The organism is Streptomyces sp. NPDC055400 (genome assembly GCF_053644375.1).
The window spans coordinates 434,028-452,680 of record NZ_JBSHLM010000003.1; the positions used below are offsets into that span (position 1 = coordinate 434,028).

The following is an 18,653-nucleotide window of genomic DNA, read 5'->3' on the forward strand; positions in this document are numbered from 1 at the left end:
GTGGGACTTATCCACAGGCCGGACCTCGCAGGGTTGACACCCTACGGCGCCACGTCCCACCATTGAACCCAACGAACCGAACGATCGGTCGGGAGATTCGCTCAAGGTCGAGGGAGACCGGGATGGCGACAGCAGCTGCGCACCAAGCGGCGCGGACGCAGGCGGCAAACGCCACGTCCGACGCCACCGGCACCGCCTCGGGCACCGCCGCGTATCAGACAGCGTTCGACACCGCCGTCGCGGCGGAGGAGCGCATCGAGCCCCGCGACTGGATGCCGGACGCCTATCGCGCGACGCTCGTGCGCCAGATCGCGCAGCACGCCCACTCCGAGATCATCGGCATGCAGCCGGAGGCCAACTGGATCACGCGCGCCCCCTCGCTGCGGCGCAAGGCGATCCTGATGGCCAAGGTCCAGGACGAGGCCGGCCACGGCCTGTACCTGTACAGCGCCGCCGAAACGCTCGGCACGGGCCGTGACGAGCTCCTCGACAAGCTGCACAGCGGCCGCCAGAAGTACTCGTCGATCTTCAACTACCCGACGCTGACCTGGGCGGACGTCGGCGCCATCGGCTGGCTCGTGGACGGCGCCGCGATCACGAATCAGGTCCCCCTGTGCCGCTGCTCGTACGGGCCGTACGCGCGCGCCATGGTGCGGATCTGCAAGGAGGAGTCCTTCCATCAGCGCCAGGGCTACGAGCTCCTCCTCGCCCTGAGCCGCGGCACCGAGGCCCAGCACGCGATGGCGCAGGACGCCGTCGACCGCTGGTGGTGGCCGTCCCTGATGATGTTCGGCCCTCCGGACGACGAGTCGTCGCACTCCGCGCAGTCGATGGAATGGAAGATCAAGCGCCATTCGAACGACGAGCTGCGCCAGCGGTTCGTCGACATCTGCGTCCCGCAGGCCGAGTCCCTCGGGCTCACCCTCCCCGACCCGGACCTCGTGTGGAACGAGGAGCGCGGGCACCACGACTTCGGAGCCATCGACTGGACGGAGTTCTGGGAGGTCCTGAAGGGCAACGGACCGTGCAACGAACAGCGGATAACCCAGCGCAGGCAGGCGCACGACGAGGGCGCCTGGGTCAGGGAAGCGGCCGCGGCCCACGCGGCGAAACACTCCGAGGCGAAGCACTCCGGGGCACAAGTCTCCGGGGCGAACGGGAAGGCGACGGCATGAGCGACGCGAAGGACTGGCCGCTGTGGGAGGTCTTCGTACGCTCCCGGCGCGGGCTGTCGCACACCCACGCGGGAAGCCTGCACGCGCCGGACGCCGAGCTCGCCCTGCGTAACGCCCGCGATCTGTACACCCGCCGCGGCGAAGGCGTCTCGATCTGGGTCGTCCCCTCCACCTCGATCACCGCCTCCTCGCCCGACGAGAAAGACCCCTTCTTCGAGCCCTCCGCCGACAAGCCGTACCGGCACCCGACGTTCTACGAGATCCCGGAAGGGGTGAAGCACCTGTGACCACGTCCCTGAACGCCGACTCGTCCGTCGACACCGTCACCGCTGCCGCGGCGCTCGCCCTGGGCGACGACGCGCTCGTGCTGTCGCACCGCCTGGGGGAGTGGGCCGGACACGCCCCGGTCCTCGAAGAAGAAGTCGCCCTGGCCAACATCGCGCTCGACCTCCTCGGCCAGGCCCGGGTCCTGCTCTCTCTCGTCGGCGACGAGGACGAGCTGGCCTACCTGCGCGAGGAACGCGCATTCCGTAACGTCCAGTTGGTCGAACAGCCCAACGGCGATTTCGCCCACACCATCGCCCGCCAGCTGTACTTCTCCACGTACCAGCGCCTCCTGTACGGCCGCCTCGCCGCGACCGACGCACCGCTCGCCGGCCTCGCCGCCAAGGCGGTCAAGGAGGTCGCGTACCACCAGGACCACGCCGAGCAGTGGACCGTACGCCTCGGGGACGGCACCGCCGAAAGCCACGACCGGATGCAGCAGGCCTGCGACGCACTCTGGCGTCACACCGGAGAGATGTTCCAGCCCGTCGACGGAATCGACATCGACTGGCCCGAGATGGAGGCCAGTTGGACCGCATCCGTCACTGCCGTCCTGGACCGGGCGACCCTGACCGTCCCCGAGGGACCGCGGGCCGGAGCCTGGAGCGCCGGAGCGGGACGCCAGGGCCTGCACACGGAACCGTTCGGACGGATGCTCGCCGAAATGCAGCACCTCCACCGCAGCCACCCGGGGGCGTCATGGTGACCAAAGCCCCCGAGGCCTCCCTCCAGGACACCGCCGACCGACCGGAGACGCCGCTCGAAGCCGAGCTGCGCCGCCTCGCCGGCTCCGTGCCCGACCCCGAACTGCCCGTGCTCACCCTGGAAGAGCTCGGCGTGCTCCGCGCCGTCCACTGCCTCACCCCGGGCCGCGTCGAGGTGGAGCTGACCCCCACCTACACCGGCTGCCCCGCCGTCGAGGCCATGTCCACGGACATCGAGCGCATCCTGCACGAGCGCGGGATACCGGATGTGACCGTCCGGCGGGTGCTCGCACCGGCGTGGACCACGGACGACATCACGGACGAGGGCCGCCGCAAGCTACGGGAGTTCGGCATAGCGCCACCCCGCGCCGTCCGGGAGGACCAGGGACCGGTGACCGTCACCCTCGGCCCCACACGCACCACCACACCCACGCGCTCGGCCGGCGACGCTGCCGCCGCCGCGCTCCTCGGCGCCCCCGAGGCCGGCGACTCCCCCCTGCGCTGCCCGCACTGCGGATCCACAGACACCGAACTGCTGAGCCGCTTCTCCTCCACCGCCTGCAAGGCCCTGCGGCGCTGCGTCGACTGCCGCGAACCCTTCGACCACTTCAAGGAGTTGTGATGGCCCGCTTCCACCAGCTCCGCGTAGCCGCGGTCGACCGGCTCACCGACGACTCCGTGGCCCTCACCTTCGCCGTGCCCGAAGCACTGCGCGAGGAATACCGCCACGCGCCCGGCCAGCATCTCGCCGTGCGGCGCCCCGCCGACGACAGCGAGATCCGACGCACCTATTCGATCTGCTCACCCGCCCCGGGCCCCGAAGGCCCCCTGACCCTCCGCGTCGGCGTCCGCCTCGTCGAAGGCGGAGCGTTCTCGACCTACGCCCTCAAGGAGATCGCCGTCGGCGACACCCTCGAGGTGATGATCCCCGCCGGCCGCTTCATCCTCGAACCCACCCCCGGGCTCTACGCCGCCGTGGTCGGCGGCAGCGGCATCACCCCGGTCCTGTCGATCGCGGCCACCCTGCTCGCCCGCGAACCACACGCCCGGTTCTGTCTCATCCGCAGCGATCGCACCGCCGCCTCGACGATGTTCCTGGACGAGGTGGCCGACCTGAAGGACCGCTACCCCGACCGGTTCCAGCTGGTCACGGTCCTCTCCCGGGAGGAGCAGCAGGCCGGCCTCGGCTCCGGCCGCCTCGACCAGGAGCGCCTGACGACCCTCCTGCCCGCGCTGCTCCCCGTGGACGACATAGCCGGCTGGTACCTGTGCGGCCCCTTCGGACTCGTACAGGAAGCAGAGCGCACACTGCGCGCCCTCGGCGTACGAAGAGCCCGCATCCACGAGGAGATCTTCCACGTCGACGACGGAGCGGCACCCGCGCGCCCCGCGCCGACCCTCGCGCACTCCACGGTCACCGCCCAGCTCGACGGCCGCTCCGGCACCTGGCCCGTCGACGACGGCGAATCACTCCTGGAGACCGTGCTGCGCAACCGCCCCGACGCTCCGTACGCCTGCAAGGGCGGCGTCTGCGGGACCTGCCGCGCGTTCCTCGTCTCGGGCGAGGTGCGCATGGACCGGAACTTCGCACTCGAACCCGAGGAGACCGACGCCGGCTACGTACTCGCCTGCCAGTCCCACCCAGCCACGGAGACGGTGGAACTGGACTTCGACCGCTGACGCTGATCTCTGACCTCTGATCTCTGACCGATCGAGCCGCGCCGCTGCCCTCGCATTCCCTCCACGCGTTCCCTCCGTGCGTTCCCTCCGCGTATTCCCTCCGTGCGTTCCCTCCGCGTATTCCCTTCTCGTAGAACTTGTTCTACCTTGACGCACCGTCAGATCCTGGCGGGTCGCCACGATGAAACGGTGCACGGAGGGACAGGGCAGTGGACTTCACCTTCACCGAAGAACAGCAGGCGGCCGTCGAGGCGGCCAAGGCCGTGTTCGGCCCGGTAGCGCCCGACAGCGTGCCGAGCCCGGCCCTCACCCCCGGCGCGGTCGCAGACGACTTCGACCGTGCCCTGTGGTCGAAACTCGCCGACGCCGACCTGCTCAGCCTCCTGCTCGCCCCCGAACACGGCGGCGCGGGCCTGGACGCCATCGCGCTCTGCCTGGTCCTACGGGAATCCGCCAAGGCACTCGCCCGGGTCCCGCTCCTGGAGCACACCGCGGCCGCCGTCGCCGTACAGACCCACGGCAGCGACGAGTTGAAGGAGCAGATCCTCCCACGGGCCGCCCGCGGCGAACTCGTCCTCACCGTCGCCTCCGCGGGCCGCACCGGCCACGACCCGGCCCAACTCGCCGTCAGCGCACGCCGCGACGCGGACACCTGGATCCTCGACGGCGCCCAAACCGGCGTGACGTGGGCGCACAACGCCGACCACATCGCCGTACCCGCCCACACCCCACAGGGACGCACCGTCATCGCCGTACTGCCGCATCCGCACGAAGGACTCACCCTCGCCGAACAGATCTCCACGACCGGCGAACGCCTCGGCGAACTCCACCTCGACTCCGTGCGCCTCGCACCCCACCAGATCATCGAGACCGACGAGGCCTGGGACCGGCTGCACCAGCTCCTCACCACCGGAACCTGCGCCCTGGCACTGGGCCTCGGCGAACGCGTCCTGCAGATGACCGGCGACTACACCAGTAAGCGTGAGCAGTTCGGCTACCCGGTGGCCACATTCCAAGCGGTCGCGGTCCAGGCCGCGGACCGTTACATCGACCTGCGCGCCATGGAGGCCGCCCTCTGGCAGGCCGCCTGGCGCATCAGCACGCAGGCAGGCGGAGCACTCCCCGCGGCAGGCGACATCGCGGTCGCCAAGATCTGGGCCTCGGAAGGCGTACGACGCGTCGTCCAGACCGCACAGCATCTGCACGGAGGATTCGGCGCCGACACCGACTACCCGCTGCACCGCTACCACGCCTGGGCCAAACAGCTCGAACTGTCCCTCGGCCCGGCAGCCGCGCACGAGGAGACACTCGGCGACCTGCTGGCGGCCCATCCCCTCGGCTGACCCAGGGGTCAGAGAACGAAGCCCGACTGCCCCTTGTCGTCCACGACAGGACGCCCGGCGGCGGCCCACACCTGCATGCCACCGTCTACGTTCACCGCGTCGATGCCCTGCTGCACGAGGTACATCGTCACCTGCGCGGAACGGCTGCCGGAGCGGCAGATCACGTTGACCCGACCGTCCTGGGGAGCCGCCTCGGTCAGCTCGCCGAAACGCGCCACGAACTCACTGATCGGAATGTGCAACGCACCCGCGGCGTGACCCGCCTGCCACTCATCGTCCTCGCGGACGTCGAGGAGAAAGTCCCCGTCCACGAGCTCGCCGACCTCAACCGTGGGCACACCAGATCCGAAATGCATACCCCCGACGCTACCCGACCCCGCCGAGGGCATGCCCCAGGCACTGGCGCGGTCAGCAGCTCGGACGACCGTCAAAAACGCGGAGTGGGAGCGACGACGCTCCGGCTGGGGCACCCTCCCAGCCACCGGCTGGCCTGCCAGCCCAGCTGCCCAGCTGCCCAGCTGCCCAGCTGCCCAGCTGCCCAGCTGCAGCAGCGTGGCTCGCTCAGCCGCTCACCGCCAGCAGCCTGCTCGCTCAACCGCTCAACCGCCAGCAGCGTGCTCGCCGACCCGCTCAGCTACCGGCAGCCTGCTCGCGCATCAGCCGCTCCAGCTCAGCCTCGCGCTCGGCGACCTGCGCGAGCAGCTGCTCCGCGATCTCCTCGAGCAGCCGGTCGGGGTCGTCCGGCGCCATCCGCAGCATCGCGCCGATCGCGCTCTCCTCCAGCTCCTGAGCAACGGCCGTCAGCAGCTCCTTGCGCTGCGCCAGCCACTCGAGCCGCTCGTACAGCTCCTCGCTCGGGCTGGGCTTGCGCGCCTCGGGCACAGGCCCCGCGGCCCACTCGTCGGACAGCTCCCGCAGCAAGCCCTCGTCACCGCGGCCGTATGCCGCGTTGACCCGCACGATGAACTCGTCGCGCCGCGCCCGGTCCTTCTCGTCCTGCGCCAGATCCGGGTGCGCCTTGCGGACGAGTTCCCGGTAGAGCTTGCGCGCCTCGTCGCTCGGCCGCACACGCTGCGGCGGCCGCACGGGCTGATCGGTGAGCATGGCGGAGGCCTCCGGCGAGAGGCCCTCCCCGTCCATCCACTGGTCGAACAGTTCCTCGACCGCGGGCATGGGCATCACACGCGCCCTGGCCTCGTCCGCCTTACGCCGGTCCTCCGGATCCCCGCTTCGCGCGGCGACCGCCTCGGCGATCTGCGCCTCGAGCTCGTCCAGGCGCGTATACATGGGGCCGAGTTTCTGGTGGTGCAGCCGAGAGAAGTTCTCCACCTCGACCCGGAACGTCTCCACCGCGATCTCGTACTCGATCAGAGCCTGCTCGGCGGCGAGCACAGCCCGCTCAAGCCGCTCCTCGGGCCGCCCCTCAGCAACAGGCTGCCCCTGCGGCTCAGCGGCAGGGGCCTCGGACGGGGTCGACTCGGCTTCCGGGGTCGTCACCCGTCCAGCCTAGGGCACGGTCCGGGCTGCAGCTCTCGACGCCTGATTTCAAAGGTTCTGGGGGGCTCCCCCTCCCCCCCACCCCCTCCCCCCCACCCCCTCCCACCCCACCCCAGATCAGCTCAATTCAGCCCACCCCAAAACCGGACCCAGCCCAAGCCGACCCCCCTCACCCCCTGAATCAGACCCAAGCCGACTCACCCCACCCCAACGGGCCCACACGGCCAACCCCAGCCGCCACCCCGCCCCCGAAGGCCAGCCCCCTTCACCGCCCCGCCTCAAACCCCCACCTCAGCCCCCACCCTCCCCTCCCGCACAGCCCTGACCAGGGCTGAGTGGTCCTGTTCTGTGCGGTCCGCGTAGGTGATCGCGAACTGCGCGATGGCCTCGTCCAGTTCCTCGTTCTTGCCGCAGTAGCCGGCGATCAGTCGGGGGTCGGCGCTGTGTGCGTGTGCGCGGGCGAGGAGCGCGCCCGTCATGCGGCCGTAGTCGTCCATCTGATCGGCGGCGAGAGCCGCGGGGTCGACACTTCCCTTGCGGTTTCTGAACTGCCTTACCTGGAAGGGCCGTCCGGCCACGGTCGTCCAGCCGAGCAGGATGTCGCTGACGACCTGCATCCGCTTCTGTCCGAGGACCACGCGCCGCCCCTCATGGGCGGCCGCCGGCGTATCGAATCCGACTGCGGGTAGGTGCGGCAGCAGCGCGGAGGGGCGGGCTTCCTTCACCTGGAGCACGAGCGCCTCTCCCCGGTGGTCGAGGAGCAGCACCACGTACGACCTCGTGCCCACGCTTCCGGTGCCGACGACGCGGAAGGCGACGTCCTGGATCGCGTAGCGGCCGAGCAGGGGCAGGCGGTCTTCGGAGAGTGTCTGCAGGTAGTGGCCTAGGGAGGCAGCGACCTCGGACGCCTCCTCGTCGGGTATGCGGCGCAGTACGGGTGGTGCGTCGACGAAGCGGCGGGTGCCGTCCTCGGCGAGTGCGGTGGACTTGGCGGCGAATCTTCCGCTGGTGTTGTTGCGCGCCTTCTCGGAGACGCGTTCCAGCGTGCCAACGAGGTCGTGGGCGTCGGTGTGGGAGACGAGTTCCTCGTCGGCGATGGCGTTCCACGCGTCGAGGGCGGGCAGTCGGGCCAGCAGGCGCATGGTGCGGCGGTACGCGCCCACCGCGTAGTGCGCGGCTTCCCGGCACGTGTCCTCGTCGGCTCCGGCTACGCGGCCCGCGAGGACGAGCGAGGTGGCGAGTCGCTTCACGTCCCATTCCCAGGGGCCGTGCACCGTTTCGTCGAAGTCGTTGAGGTCGATGACGAGGCCGCCGCGGGCGTCGGCGTAGAGGCCGAAGTTCGCCGCGTGGGCGTCTCCGCAGATCTGGGCGCCGATGCCGGTGACGGGCGTCTGTGCGAGGTCGTGGGCCATGAGGCCGGCAGATCCGCGCAGGAACGCGAACGGGGTCGCCGCCATCCTGCCGACGCGTATGGGCGTGAGCTCTTCGATCCGGCCGAGGTTGGACTCCTCGACCGCCCTGACGGCGTCGGGGCGAGCGGGGTGCAGGGTGAGGGCCGCGTGCGCGGAGCGCGGTACGCGGTCGCGCAGGGCCTTGCCCTCCTGTTTGGGTGATCCGGAGGAGGGGGGCGCCGCGAACCCCTTGACGTCAGGCAGCCGTCGAGCCGCCGGTTCCTCACGCTGTGCCGGCACCGCAGTGTCGAGCTCGGTCACGCGGACCGCCTCCCCCGTCTCTGAACATCAACTGGCAACGACCGTACCGCCGTCGGCCGAAGCCCGTCAGAGCCTGTGGATAACCCCGTGATTGTGGAAAACGAGCGCGGAACCGGAGCGCGGAACCCGAGCGCGACCGGCAGCCACCCCTCCCTCGCCCAGCCGCTCTATCCCTCAGGCAGATACGCCTCGGCCCACAGCCCGAGTTCCTTCAGCGCCGGTTCGAGGGCGGCGCCCGCTTCGGTCAGGCGGTACGCGACGCGGAGCGGGGGTCCTTCGTCGACCTCGCGTACGACGAGGCCGGCGGCGCCGAGTTCGGTGAGGCGGTCCGAGAGCATGCGCTCGCTGATGCCGGGGATGGCGCGGCGCAGGTCGGCGAAGTGAACGGGGTGCTGGAGGAGGACGGAGACCACGAGTCCCGTCCAGCGCTTGCCGAGCAGGCCGAAGACGCGGGTGATGCCGCCGTCGACCCGCTTGCACGCGTCGGGGTTGTGGATCCCCGCCTCGCGTCCGGAGCCGCTCTCGTGTTCCCCGTTGCCCGCCATGCCTTCAGAGTACTGCCCTCCCGTAGGGGACTAAATAAAAGTAAGTTACTATTCATACGGTAGCTCCGAACGGAACTACACCTACCTAGCCACCCACCTGCTTCCCGACCACCCCGCACCTTTGGAGACCCCCAATGCCCACCCTTCTTCACATCGACTCGTCCGTCTGGCCCGGCTCGGCCTCCGCTTCCCGCACTGTCGCCGACGCCTTCCGCAAGTCCTGGGAGGAGCAGCACCCCGACGGCACCGTGATCTACCGCGATCTGGCCGTGAACCCGGTCCCGCACCTGGACACGGTCGGCGCCTCCGCCGGTTTCGCCGATCCCGCCACCCACAGCCCGGAGCAGGCCGCGGCCTTCGCCGAGCGCCAAGAGCTCATCGGGGAGCTGGAGCAGGCGGACGCGGTGCTGATCGGCGCCCCTATGTACAACTTCTCGATCCCGTCGACCCTGAAGGCATGGCTGGACCAGGTGATCCTCATGGGGCGCACCGCCGGCGAGACGCCGTCCGCGAAGGGGACGCCGGTCACGGTCGTCGCCAGCCGTGGCGGCTCATACGCGCCGGGCACCCCGCGCGAGCCCTTCGAGTACGTGCAGAACTACCTGCGTGACCTTCTCGGCACGATGCTCGGCCTGGACGTGACCTTCATCGTTCCCGAGCTGACCCTGGCGCACTCGACTCCGGCGATGAGTGAACTCATCCCGCTCGCCGAGGCGTCCCGCGCCAAGGCCTTGGAAGACGCTGACACCCGGGCCAAGGAGCTCGCCGCGCGCTTCTCGGCCGACGCCGCCTGACGCTCCACACCGTCGCCAAGGCGCCAAGGGTCCCCCTGTCCCGTACGACTCCCGTACGACCCGTCCCGTACGAACGCCGGGGACCCTTCAACAACCAGTGTGATTGTCCTCACCACAGGACCGCTCACATCCGGAAACCGCAGAAGTCCCGCAGATCTGAGATCTGCGGGACTTCTGTCTTGCGGGCCACCGACGAAACGCAACGCTCAGGCCTCATGACCCCGACGCACGGATCGTTTCCCGGCCTGTTGGCGCAGATTTCCCACGGCGCAGGCCAAGGGTGTCAAGGCCTTGAGCGTCCATTACCCACAGCCCGCGGTCCGCGCTCAATAACCGCAGGCGTCTCTCTGCCGGCCCTCGTCGCTATACCTGAGCTCACTTGCTGTCTCTGCTCCTCTTTCCCACCCACGTCAGGCAGACCCATCGGGTGAGTGCTCCTACGAGAACGGCAACAACGATCGCCCCCCAATCAATGACGTGCGGAAGCCCAGGGAAGAAGGCGAAGAAGGCGAGTGCCACGACGAGACCCGCCAAGAACGCGGCGATCCCAGCGGGCCGCCGCCGCGCCTCCCACCCCTGGTCCCGCCCCTGCTGTCGATCAATCATGAACGGCTCACTTCGTGATGTGGTGACACTGGCTCATTCGGCGCACCCCGTTGACGTAGAGATGCGCACACGCCTTTCCATAACGAGGCAGCGTCTGGGGAGAGTTGTTCCGCATCGGATCGATCTTGCACTCGGGGTGTGTTCGCCCCCGGGAGGTCCTGTATGTCCTGTTGTTGGTGTTCGCGTACGTGAAGTCGATGCGCCAGTTGCAGAAGCCCGTGCCGAGCGCGGCGACAAAAGCACAATCGACGCCGGCGTTCTGGTAGGTGATCTTCTTCCCGCCGCCTCGGATGATGTGTGTGAACGCGCATCCGGTCGGAACTTTCATCGTCATGCCGCCAACGCTGTACTCGAAGGTTCGGACAGGAGTCGATCCGACAGCGCCTGCCTGCGCCACCGAAGAACTCGTCAGCACGACGGCGCATGCGGCGGCAAGGGCCACCAAAATCCTGGATCGACAAGGCGCGACCATGAGCAATCCCCTTTCGGCGGAGAATCTCTCCCGCCGAAAGAACTCCGGCGCCGCGATCATGTTTCTGGCCGATGGGATGGTTCACCGACTTGAGTGATCAAGAGCTAGTGTGCTGACCAGCTGATTCCTTTCTTCGATCCGGCTCATCGAACTGCCTGACCTTCATTCCATGGGCAGAGCCTCACCCGACAGCAACAGTCCTTACTGAGTGAGCCCATCAAGTGGCTACCGTGCAGATCCGCTCGCCATCCGCGATGAGACTCACGACGCAATCGCCTCGCCGGGGCATCTGATACGCCCCTCCTCACTCAAGCCACTCAGCAACCTGTACGCCAGGCTCAGGCGTGGCTCCACGGCCGAAGCACACACATCCCAGGCGAATCGGCGCAGCCGCGCCTGCTCGGCAGCGCTGCGGTGTTGCCGTACCTGATGTTGAGGTGGAGTCCAAGGCCCAAGACGGGCGCACGCCCCGCACCGCCGGCTTCAAAAGACCGCAGCCGCTGACAGGGCGTGGTTGCCGGTGGTCCAGGTGTCGTCGATGAGCAGGACGCTCTCGCACCAGAGCGCTGGGCATGTGCAGCGCTCAGCTGAGACGTTGCGGCTGAGGTCGGGCGCAACAGCGTCGAGGGGGTACAACGGTTACGCAAAAAGTCCCCTCGCCGAAGCCATCGAGGCCGCCGGCGGCTGGCTCCGGCCAGCAGATCCGCGGCATCGCCGTTCAGACCGTGCTGCTCGTCTTCCAACTGGCTCACGCCAACCAGCGGAAGATCAAGAACTGGGTCGACACTCTGGCGCTGAGCGGACAGGGTCCGCGCAGGCGCACCCGCCACGGCCGGACGGCCAAACCGCTCGGAGTCTGGACCCCGACCGGCCATCCATCACCGACAACGTAGGCATCCAGCGCTCATCCGAAGCCCGCCGGACAACAGCAGAGCCCTCGCCCCGACCGACCGGTCACAGGCGAGGGCTCTTGTGTGTTCAATGCCACTCTTACGAGCCAGCACTGGCCACCGAGTCGCAGCCAGGGGCCCGATCAACGAGAAACGGGCCCCCACCAGGACTTTCGTCACTGGTGAAGACCCGTTTCGTCGGTTCTTCGTTGTGCGCGAGGGGGGAGTTGAACCCCCACGCCCTTTCGGGCACTGGAACCTGAATCCAGCGCGTCTGCCTATTCCGCCACCCGCGCATTGGGTGTGCCTTCCGGCCCTCGCCCTTTCGGGGTGAGCGCCTTCCGACATGCAGAAGATTAGCACGCTGCCGAGGGTGGATTCACATCCGTTTTCGCGGGCACCTGCTGGGCAGGCCCACCCCTGCTGACCTCGCATCCGATGCAGTCGGCCAGCAGTCCGCCGACAGTCCGACAGCAGTCCACCGGTAGTCCGACAGCACTCCACCAGCAGTCCGAAGCCCTCGGAGAGATCCACTTCAACGCGGAGCTCCACCCCAGAACCCCTCCCCAAGGCCTCGCCCCGAAGCCCCGCCGCCGACGCAGCGAAAGGCACACATCCACACTCCCGAAGCCCCGGACCCGAGCGCCCCCTCCGTCTCACCTTCCCCGTCCCCTCCCGGCTCCGCCGCCGCGTGCGGGACACTGTCCAGGGACCCCCTCTACGATCCGGCTGTGAGGGTCGACACTCATCGACCGGGCTGACAGGGGGAACCAGCCGATTTCCCGGCGCGTGGATACGATCAGTAAGCAGTACCAGGACGAAAACGAAGGAGGAGGTGCCCCATGGGAGTCCTGAAGAAGTTCGAGCAGCGTCTCGAGGGTCTGGTCAACGGCACCTTCGCCAAGGTGTTCAAGTCCGAGGTCCAGCCCGTCGAGATCGCCGGCGCCCTCCAGCGCGAGTGCGACAACAACGCGACGATCTGGAACCGCGAGCGGACCGTCGTCCCCAACGACTTCATCGTGGAGCTGAGCGCGCCGGACTTCGAGCGCCTCAGCCCCTACTCGGGGCAGCTCGGCGACGAGCTGTCCGGCATGGTGCGCGACTACGCGAAGCAGCAGCGCTACACCTTCATGGGACCGATCAAGGTCCACCTGGAGAAGGCGGACGACCTGGACACGGGTCTGTACCGGGTACGCAGCCGCACGCTCGCGTCGAGCACCAACCAGCAGCAGTCCCAGCCCTCCCAGCAGCCGCCGCAGCCCGGCCGGGGTCCCGCTTCGGCGCCCCCGGCGGCGGGCGGAGGCTACGGCTATCCACCGGCGGCGAACGCTGCCCCGGGGTACGGCCAGCCGCCTGCCGGCGCACCGCCGATGCCCGCGGGGCCGCCTCCGGGCCGCCCTGCGCAGGCCCCGGCGGGAGCCCGGCCGCGTAACCAGGCAGGACCGCTGCCCGGCGCACAGGTGCGTCACTGGATCGAGATCAATGGCACACGCCATCAGATCTCGCGCCCCACGCTGGTCCTCGGCCGCAGCACCGAAGCCGATGTGCGGATCGACGACCCCGGCGTCTCTCGCCGGCACTGTGAGATTCGGACCGGAACGCCCTCGACGATCCAGGATCTCGGGTCCACCAACGGCATCGTGGTGGACGGGCAGCACACCACCCGCGCTACGCTCCGCGACGGCTCGCGGATCGTCGTGGGCAGTACCACCATCATTTACCGGCAAGCCGAAGGGTGAAGCGGGGGCAATGTCAGAGCTGACCCTGACGGTCATGCGGTTGGGTTTCCTGGCCGTTCTGTGGCTGTTCGTGATCGTGGCCGTCCAGGTCATCCGCAGCGACCTGTTCGGCACGCGCGTCACCCAGCGCGGGTCGCGTCGTGACAGCGGGCGCCAGCAGCAGGCCGCGGCCCGCCAGGCCGCGCCGCCGCAGCCGCGCGCCCAGCAGCAGAACAGCGGTGGAGGCGGCGGGCGGCAGCGCCGCGGCGCCCCCACGAAACTCGTCGTCTCCGAGGGCACCCTCACGGGCACCACGGTGGCGCTGCAGGGCCAGACCATCACGCTGGGCCGTGCGCACGATTCGACGATCGTCCTCGACGACGACTACGCGTCGAGCAAGCATGCCAGGATCTACCCGGACCGGGACGGACAGTGGATCGTGGAGGACCTCGGGTCCACCAACGGCACCTATCTCGACCGGGCCCGGCTGACCACCCCGCAACCGATTCCGCTGGGCGCGCCGATCCGCATCGGCAAGACCGTCATCGAGCTGCGGAAGTAGTACGACAATGAGCGAGCGGAGCGAGCGAGCCGACGCGGTCACCCAAGACCTGAGCGCGCTCCCGACCGGAGGGTGGGCACCGTGCGGATGTACCCGGAGCCGACGGGCGAGGTGCGCATGAGTCTGTCACTGCGCTTCGCCGCCGGATCGCACAAAGGCATGATCCGCGAGGGGAACGAGGATTCGGGCTACGCCGGTCCGCGTCTTCTCGCGATCGCCGACGGCATGGGCGGTCAGGCCGCCGGTGAGGTCGCCTCGTCGGAGGTGATCTCGACGATCGTCGCGCTCGACGACGACGTTCCCGGCTCCGACATCCTCACGTCGCTCGGCACGGCCGTGCAGCGGGCCAACGACCAGCTGCGGATGATGGTCGAGGAGGACCCCCAGCTGGAAGGCATGGGGACGACCCTGACCGCTCTGCTGTGGACGGGTCAGCGCCTCGGTCTCGTGCACGTCGGCGACTCGCGCGCCTATCTGCTGCGCGACGGTGTACTGACGCAGATCACGCAGGACCACACCTGGGTGCAGCGCCTCGTAGACGAGGGGCGGATCACCGAGGAGGAGGCCACCACTCACCCGCAGCGTTCGCTCCTGATGCGGGCGCTCGGCAGTGGTGACCATGTCGAGCCCGACCTCTCCATCCGCGAAGTGCGGGCCGGCGACCGGTACTTGATCTGCTCCGACGGCCTGTCCGGCGTCGTCTCCCACCAGACGATGGAGGAGACCCTCGCCAGCTACCAGGGCCCGCAGGAGACCGTGCAGGACCTGATCCAGCTGGCGCTGCGCGGCGGTGGTCCGGACAACATCACGGTGATCGTGGCGGACGTTCTGGACATCGACAGCGGTGACACGCTCGCCGGTCAGCTGTCCGACGCTCCGGTCATCGTGGGCGCGGTCGCCGAGAACCAGCAGCACCAGCTGCACGACGGCGGGGCGATGCAGACCCCCGCGGGCCGTGCGTCGGAGCTCGGCCGCGGGGCGGGCAGGCAAGTGCCCGGGCAGGGTGGCGGCGGCGAGTTCGGACCGCCCGGCAGCGGCGACGCGGCCGGTTACGCTCCCGAGGGAAGCTTCGGCTCGTACGGGGACGACGACTTCGTCAAGCCGCGGCGCGGCCGTAAGTGGCTCAAGAGATCCTTCTTCATCGCCCTGGCGCTGGCCGTCGTGGGCGGGGGCCTGTACGGCGGCTACCGCTGGACGCAGACGCAGTACTACGTCGGTTCGAACGAGTCGCATGTCGCGCTGTACCGCGGCATCAGCCAGGACCTGGCGTGGGTGAGTCTGTCGAAGGTCGAGACGGACCATCCCGAGATCGAACTCAAGTACCTGCCGCCCTACCAGCGCAAGCAGGTCGAGGCGACGATCACCGAGGGCAGCTTCGGTGACGCCAAGGACAAGATCGGCGAGCTGTCGCTGCAGGCCTCGGCCTGCAGGAAGGACGCCGAGCGCCGTCAGGCGGAGAACGAGCAGAACGCGAAGACCGGCGAGGGCGAGGCGGGTGGCACCACGGGCGCCACCAAGACGTCTTTCACCACGTCGCGCACCTCGGCGAAGACAGCGCCGAGTCCGACACCCACGCCGTCCGGAACGGCCAAGTCCAAGACCGCACCGACGCCCACACCTGGCCCCAGCCTCTCGGAGGATGAGCAGAAGCTGGTCCCGCTGTGCGGTAAGCAGTAAGCAGCCGTTGGGGGCCTTTGCACGCCATGAGCAGTAGCACTACACACACGTCGACCATCGGCGCGATCGGTGCGCCGAGCCGGCGCAACACCGAGCTCGCGCTCCTCGCGTTCGCCGTCGTCATCCCCGTTTTCGCGTACGCGAACGTGGGACTGGCGATCGACGGCTCGCTGCCCGCCGGGCTCCTGGGCTACGGCCTGGGCCTCGGCCTGCTCGCGGGCGTCGCGCACATCGTCGTACGCCGGTTCGCGCCGTACGCCGATCCGCTGCTCCTGCCGATCGCGACCCTGCTCAACGGCCTGGGCCTGGTCATCATCTGGCGCCTCGACCAGTCGGAACGCCTCCAGAATCTCGCCAAGGCGCAGTACGGGTCGTTCAGCCCGGACGCCCCGAAGCAGCTGATGTACTCCGCGATCGGCATCGCCCTGTTCGTGGGCGTGCTCATGCTGCTCAAGGACCACCGCATCCTGCAGCGCTACACCTACATCTCCATGGTGGGCGCCCTGATCCTGCTGCTCCTGCCGCTCGTGCCGGGTCTCGGTATGAACGTGTTCGGCGCGAAGATCTGGATCAGCATCGGCGGGTTCTCCATCCAGCCCGGTGAGTTCGCGAAGATCGTCATCGCGGTGTTCTTCGCGGGCTATCTGATGGTGAAGCGGGACGCGCTCGCGCTGGCCAGCCGCCGCTTCATGGGCCTGTACCTGCCGCGTGGCCGTGACCTCGGACCGATCATCGTCGTCTGGGTGATGTCGATCCTCATCCTGGTCTTCGAGACGGACCTCGGTACGTCGCTGCTGTTCTTCGGCATGTTCGTCGTGATGCTGTACGTCGCCACGGAGCGCACCAGCTGGATCGTGTTCGGTCTGCTGATGTCCGCCGTCGGCGCGGTCGGTGTCGCCTCGTTCGAGCCGCACGTGCAGAGCCGTGTCCAGGCGTGGCTCGACCCGATGCACGAGTACATGCTGAGCCGGCAGGGCATCGCCGGGCACTCCGAGCAGGCGATGCAGGCGCTGTGGGCGTTCGGCTCCGGCGGCGTGCTCGGCACGGGCCTCGGCCAGGGCCACTCCGACCTGATCAAGTTCGCCGCGAACTCCGACTTCGTCCTCGCCACGTTCGGCGAGGAGCTCGGCCTCGCGGGCATCATGGCGATCCTGCTGATGTACGGGCTGATCGCGGAGCGCGGTCTGCGTACGGCGCTCGCGGCCCGCGACCCGTTCGGCAAGCTGCTCGCGGCGGGTCTGTCCGGCGCGTTCGCGATCCAGGTGTTCGTCGTCGCCGGCGGTGTCATGGGTCTCATCCCGCTGACCGGTATGACCATGCCGTTCCTCGCGTACGGCGGTTCCTCCGTGATCGCGAACTGGGCACTGATCGGCATCCTGATCCGTATCAGCGATACCGCGCGCCGCCCGGCGCCGGCCCCCGCCCCCAGTCCCGACGCCGAGATGACCCAGGTGGTCCGACCGTGAACAAGCCCCTGCGCCGGATCGCGATCTTCTGCGGGCTCCTCGTCCTCGCCCTGCTGATCCGCGACAACTGGCTCCAGTACGCCCAGGCCGACAAGCTGCAGTCCGACAAGCAGAACCCGCGCGTCGCCATCGAGCGGTACGCACAGCCGCGCGGCGACATCATCGTCGACGGCAAGTCGATCACGGGTTCCGTGGCGACGGACGGCACCGACCTCAAGTACAAGCGGACCTGGAAGGACGGGCCCATGTGGTCGCCCGTCACCGGGTACGCCTCGCAGCTGGTCGGCGCGAGCCAGATCGAGTCCATCGAGGACGGCATCCTCACCGGCAACGACGACCGGCTGTTCTTCCGCCGCACCCTCGACATGATCACCGGCAAGAAGAAGGAGGGTGGCAACGTCGTCACCACCCTCAACGCCGACGCGCAGAAGGCCGCGTACGACGGTCTGAAGAACCGTGGCAAGGGTGCCGCCGTCGCGATCGACCCGAAGACCGGTGCGATCCTCGCGATGGCGTCGACGCCCTCGTACGACCCGTCGTCGTTCGCCGGCATCCTGCAGAAGGACGGCGACACGTTCGGCAAGCTCGACAAGAACAAGGACAAGCCGCTCACGAACCGCGCGCTGCGCGAGACGTACCCGCCCGGCTCGACCTTCAAGATCGTGACCGCCGCGGCCGCACTGGAGCACAACCTCTACACGGGCGCCGACGAGAAGACCGACACCCCGCTGCCGTGGATCATGCCCGGCACCACGACGCCGCTGAAGAACGAGGGCAACATCCCCTGCAAGGACGCGACGCTGCGCGTGGCGCTGCGCTACTCCTGCAACACCGTCTTCGGCAAGGTCGGCGCCGACCTCGGCAACGACAAGATGCTGGAGACGGCGGAGAAGTTCGGCTTCAACAAGGAGCAGTTCACCCCGGTCCGTTCGAACGCGTCCGTGTTCTCCGACGACATGAACAAGTCGCAGACGGCGCTGTCGTCGATCGGTCAGTACAACACCGCGGCGACGCCGCTGCAGATGGCCATGGTGGCCTCCGCGGTCGCCAATGACGGCAAGCTCATGGAGCCGTACATGGTCAGCGAGCTCCAGGCGCCGAACCTCGACACGATCGAGCACCACACGCCGAAGGAGATGAGCCGGCCGCTGTCGGAGAAGAACGCCCAGATCCTTCAGTCGATGATGGAGACGGTCGTCAGCCAGGGCACCGGTACGAATGCGCAGATCCCCGGCTATACGGTCGGCGGCAAGACGGGTACCGCCCAGCACGGCCTCAACAACAGCGAGAAGCCGTACGCGTGGTTCCTGTCGTACGCGAAGGCCAAGGACGGCAGCTCGCCGGTCGCCGTGGCCGTGGTCGTCGAGGACGGCAGCGCGAACCGTGACGACATCTCCGGTGGCGGTCTGGCGGCTCCGATCGCCAAGAGCGTGATGGAAGCGGTGCTCGCCAAAAAGTGACTCCGATCACGACTCCTTCACAACGGTG

The 18,653-nt window shown here is 68.7% G+C and carries 17 protein-coding genes and 1 tRNA gene; 12 read left to right on the forward strand and 6 right to left on the reverse strand.

Annotated features, from left to right (window positions below; genetic code table 11):
• The first annotated feature begins 122 nt into the window (after positions 1-122).
• From paaA to ACWIGU_RS10100, 6 genes are all read left to right on the forward strand, one after another.
• Complete coding sequence (gene paaA / locus ACWIGU_RS10075; RefSeq protein WP_454399295.1) at positions 123-1,175, forward strand: 1,2-phenylacetyl-CoA epoxidase subunit PaaA; 1,053 nt, start codon at positions 123-125, stop codon at positions 1,173-1,175.
• Complete coding sequence (gene paaB / locus ACWIGU_RS10080; protein ID WP_227296143.1) at positions 1,172-1,462, forward strand: 1,2-phenylacetyl-CoA epoxidase subunit PaaB; 291 nt, start codon at positions 1,172-1,174, stop codon at positions 1,460-1,462. The genes paaA and paaB overlap by 4 nt, the downstream gene beginning before the upstream one ends.
• Entirely contained in the window at positions 1,459-2,205 is a 747-nt protein-coding gene (paaC, locus tag ACWIGU_RS10085; protein ID WP_454399297.1) for a 1,2-phenylacetyl-CoA epoxidase subunit PaaC, read from the forward strand. Before paaB ends, paaC begins: the two co-directional genes overlap by 4 nt.
• The gene (gene paaD / locus ACWIGU_RS10090; protein WP_454399299.1) at positions 2,199-2,825 is read left to right on the forward strand and encodes a 1,2-phenylacetyl-CoA epoxidase subunit PaaD; all 627 of its coding nucleotides are present in this window, start codon (positions 2,199-2,201) and stop codon (positions 2,823-2,825) included. Before paaC ends, paaD begins: the two co-directional genes overlap by 7 nt.
• Positions 2,825-3,883 (forward strand): 2Fe-2S iron-sulfur cluster-binding protein, encoded by a 1,059-nt coding sequence (locus ACWIGU_RS10095; protein ID WP_454399301.1) that lies wholly within the window; start codon positions 2,825-2,827, stop codon positions 3,881-3,883. The genes paaD and ACWIGU_RS10095 overlap by 1 nt, the downstream gene beginning before the upstream one ends.
• Positions 3,884-4,092: 209 nt before the next feature.
• The gene (locus ACWIGU_RS10100) at positions 4,093-5,226 is read left to right on the forward strand and encodes an acyl-CoA dehydrogenase family protein (RefSeq protein ID WP_454399303.1); all 1,134 of its coding nucleotides are present in this window, start codon (positions 4,093-4,095) and stop codon (positions 5,224-5,226) included.
• Positions 5,227-5,234: 8 nt separating this feature from the next.
• Here the strand turns inward: ACWIGU_RS10100 and ACWIGU_RS10105 are convergent, their stop codons facing one another.
• The 4 genes from ACWIGU_RS10105 to ACWIGU_RS10120 form a co-directional block, all read right to left on the reverse strand.
• On the reverse strand, positions 5,235-5,564 hold the full coding sequence (locus tag ACWIGU_RS10105; protein ID WP_356278007.1) for a rhodanese-like domain-containing protein: 330 nt from the start codon (positions 5,562-5,564) through the stop codon (positions 5,235-5,237).
• Between the two features lie 292 nt (positions 5,565-5,856).
• On the reverse strand, positions 5,857-6,723 hold the full coding sequence (locus tag ACWIGU_RS10110; protein ID WP_454399305.1) for a hypothetical protein: 867 nt from the start codon (positions 6,721-6,723) through the stop codon (positions 5,857-5,859).
• A 278-nt stretch (positions 6,724-7,001) separates the two neighbouring features.
• A complete protein-coding gene (locus ACWIGU_RS10115; protein ID WP_454399307.1) occupies positions 7,002-8,435 on the reverse strand; it encodes a DUF2252 domain-containing protein in 1,434 nt (477 codons plus the stop codon).
• Between the two features lie 167 nt (positions 8,436-8,602).
• A complete protein-coding gene (locus tag ACWIGU_RS10120; RefSeq protein WP_356277920.1) occupies positions 8,603-8,980 on the reverse strand; it encodes a winged helix-turn-helix transcriptional regulator in 378 nt (125 codons plus the stop codon).
• Between the two features lie 134 nt (positions 8,981-9,114).
• On the opposite strand from ACWIGU_RS10120, the gene ACWIGU_RS10125 reads away from it, so the two are divergent.
• Positions 9,115-9,774 carry an FMN-dependent NADH-azoreductase gene (locus ACWIGU_RS10125; RefSeq protein ID WP_454399309.1) on the forward strand — a complete coding sequence of 220 codons (660 nt, stop codon included), beginning with the start codon at positions 9,115-9,117 and terminating at the stop codon, positions 9,772-9,774.
• A 613-nt stretch (positions 9,775-10,387) separates the two neighbouring features.
• Here ACWIGU_RS10125 and ACWIGU_RS10130 read toward each other — a convergent pair.
• A complete protein-coding gene (locus ACWIGU_RS10130) occupies positions 10,388-10,852 on the reverse strand; it encodes a hypothetical protein (RefSeq protein ID WP_454399668.1) in 465 nt (154 codons plus the stop codon).
• Between the two features lie 1,102 nt (positions 10,853-11,954).
• Positions 11,955-12,038: transfer RNA gene (locus tag ACWIGU_RS10135), tRNA-Leu, on the reverse strand.
• A 546-nt stretch (positions 12,039-12,584) separates the two neighbouring features.
• Between ACWIGU_RS10135 and ACWIGU_RS10140 the strand changes: the two genes are divergently transcribed.
• The 5 genes from ACWIGU_RS10140 (at position 12,585) to ACWIGU_RS10160 (ending at position 18,625) form a co-directional block, all read left to right on the forward strand.
• Positions 12,585-13,481 (forward strand): FhaA domain-containing protein, encoded by an 897-nt coding sequence (locus ACWIGU_RS10140; RefSeq protein ID WP_454399311.1) that lies wholly within the window; start codon positions 12,585-12,587, stop codon positions 13,479-13,481.
• A 10-nt stretch (positions 13,482-13,491) separates the two neighbouring features.
• Complete coding sequence (locus ACWIGU_RS10145; RefSeq protein ID WP_356277935.1) at positions 13,492-14,022, forward strand: FHA domain-containing protein FhaB/FipA; 531 nt, start codon at positions 13,492-13,494, stop codon at positions 14,020-14,022.
• A 117-nt stretch (positions 14,023-14,139) separates the two neighbouring features.
• Positions 14,140-15,699 carry a Stp1/IreP family PP2C-type Ser/Thr phosphatase gene (locus ACWIGU_RS10150; RefSeq protein ID WP_454399313.1) on the forward strand — a complete coding sequence of 520 codons (1,560 nt, stop codon included), beginning with the start codon at positions 14,140-14,142 and terminating at the stop codon, positions 15,697-15,699.
• 26 nt (positions 15,700-15,725) lie between these two features.
• Positions 15,726-17,165: an FtsW/RodA/SpoVE family cell cycle protein gene (locus tag ACWIGU_RS10155; protein ID WP_454399315.1), complete on the forward strand. Its 1,440-nt coding sequence runs from the start codon at positions 15,726-15,728 to the stop codon at positions 17,163-17,165.
• A complete protein-coding gene (locus ACWIGU_RS10160; protein ID WP_454399317.1) occupies positions 17,162-18,625 on the forward strand; it encodes a peptidoglycan D,D-transpeptidase FtsI family protein in 1,464 nt (487 codons plus the stop codon). The genes ACWIGU_RS10155 and ACWIGU_RS10160 overlap by 4 nt, the downstream gene beginning before the upstream one ends.
• Positions 18,626-18,653 lie beyond the last annotated feature (28 nt).

Excerpts from the sequence above, each read along its gene's own strand:
- paaA (WP_454399295.1), top strand. The coding sequence starts at position 123 with ATGGCGACAGCAGCTGCGCACCAAGCGGCGCGGACGCAGGCGGCAAAC.
- paaB (WP_227296143.1), top strand. The coding sequence starts at position 1,172 with ATGAGCGACGCGAAGGACTGGCCGCTGTGGGAGGTCTTCGTACGCTCC.
- paaD (WP_454399299.1), top strand. The coding sequence starts at position 2,199 with ATGGTGACCAAAGCCCCCGAGGCCTCCCTCCAGGACACCGCCGACCGA.
- ACWIGU_RS10095 (WP_454399301.1), top strand. The coding sequence starts at position 2,825 with ATGGCCCGCTTCCACCAGCTCCGCGTAGCCGCGGTCGACCGGCTCACC.
- ACWIGU_RS10120 (WP_356277920.1), bottom strand. The coding sequence starts at position 8,980 with ATGGCGGGCAACGGGGAACACGAGAGCGGCTCCGGACGCGAGGCGGGG.
- ACWIGU_RS10125 (WP_454399309.1), top strand. The coding sequence starts at position 9,115 with ATGCCCACCCTTCTTCACATCGACTCGTCCGTCTGGCCCGGCTCGGCC.
- ACWIGU_RS10130 (WP_454399668.1), bottom strand. The coding sequence starts at position 10,852 with ATGGTCGCGCCTTGTCGATCCAGGATTTTGGTGGCCCTTGCCGCCGCA.
- ACWIGU_RS10140 (WP_454399311.1), top strand. The coding sequence starts at position 12,585 with ATGGGAGTCCTGAAGAAGTTCGAGCAGCGTCTCGAGGGTCTGGTCAAC.
- ACWIGU_RS10145 (WP_356277935.1), top strand. The coding sequence starts at position 13,492 with ATGTCAGAGCTGACCCTGACGGTCATGCGGTTGGGTTTCCTGGCCGTT.
- ACWIGU_RS10150 (WP_454399313.1), top strand. The coding sequence starts at position 14,140 with ATGAGTCTGTCACTGCGCTTCGCCGCCGGATCGCACAAAGGCATGATC.
- ACWIGU_RS10155 (WP_454399315.1), top strand. The coding sequence starts at position 15,726 with ATGAGCAGTAGCACTACACACACGTCGACCATCGGCGCGATCGGTGCG.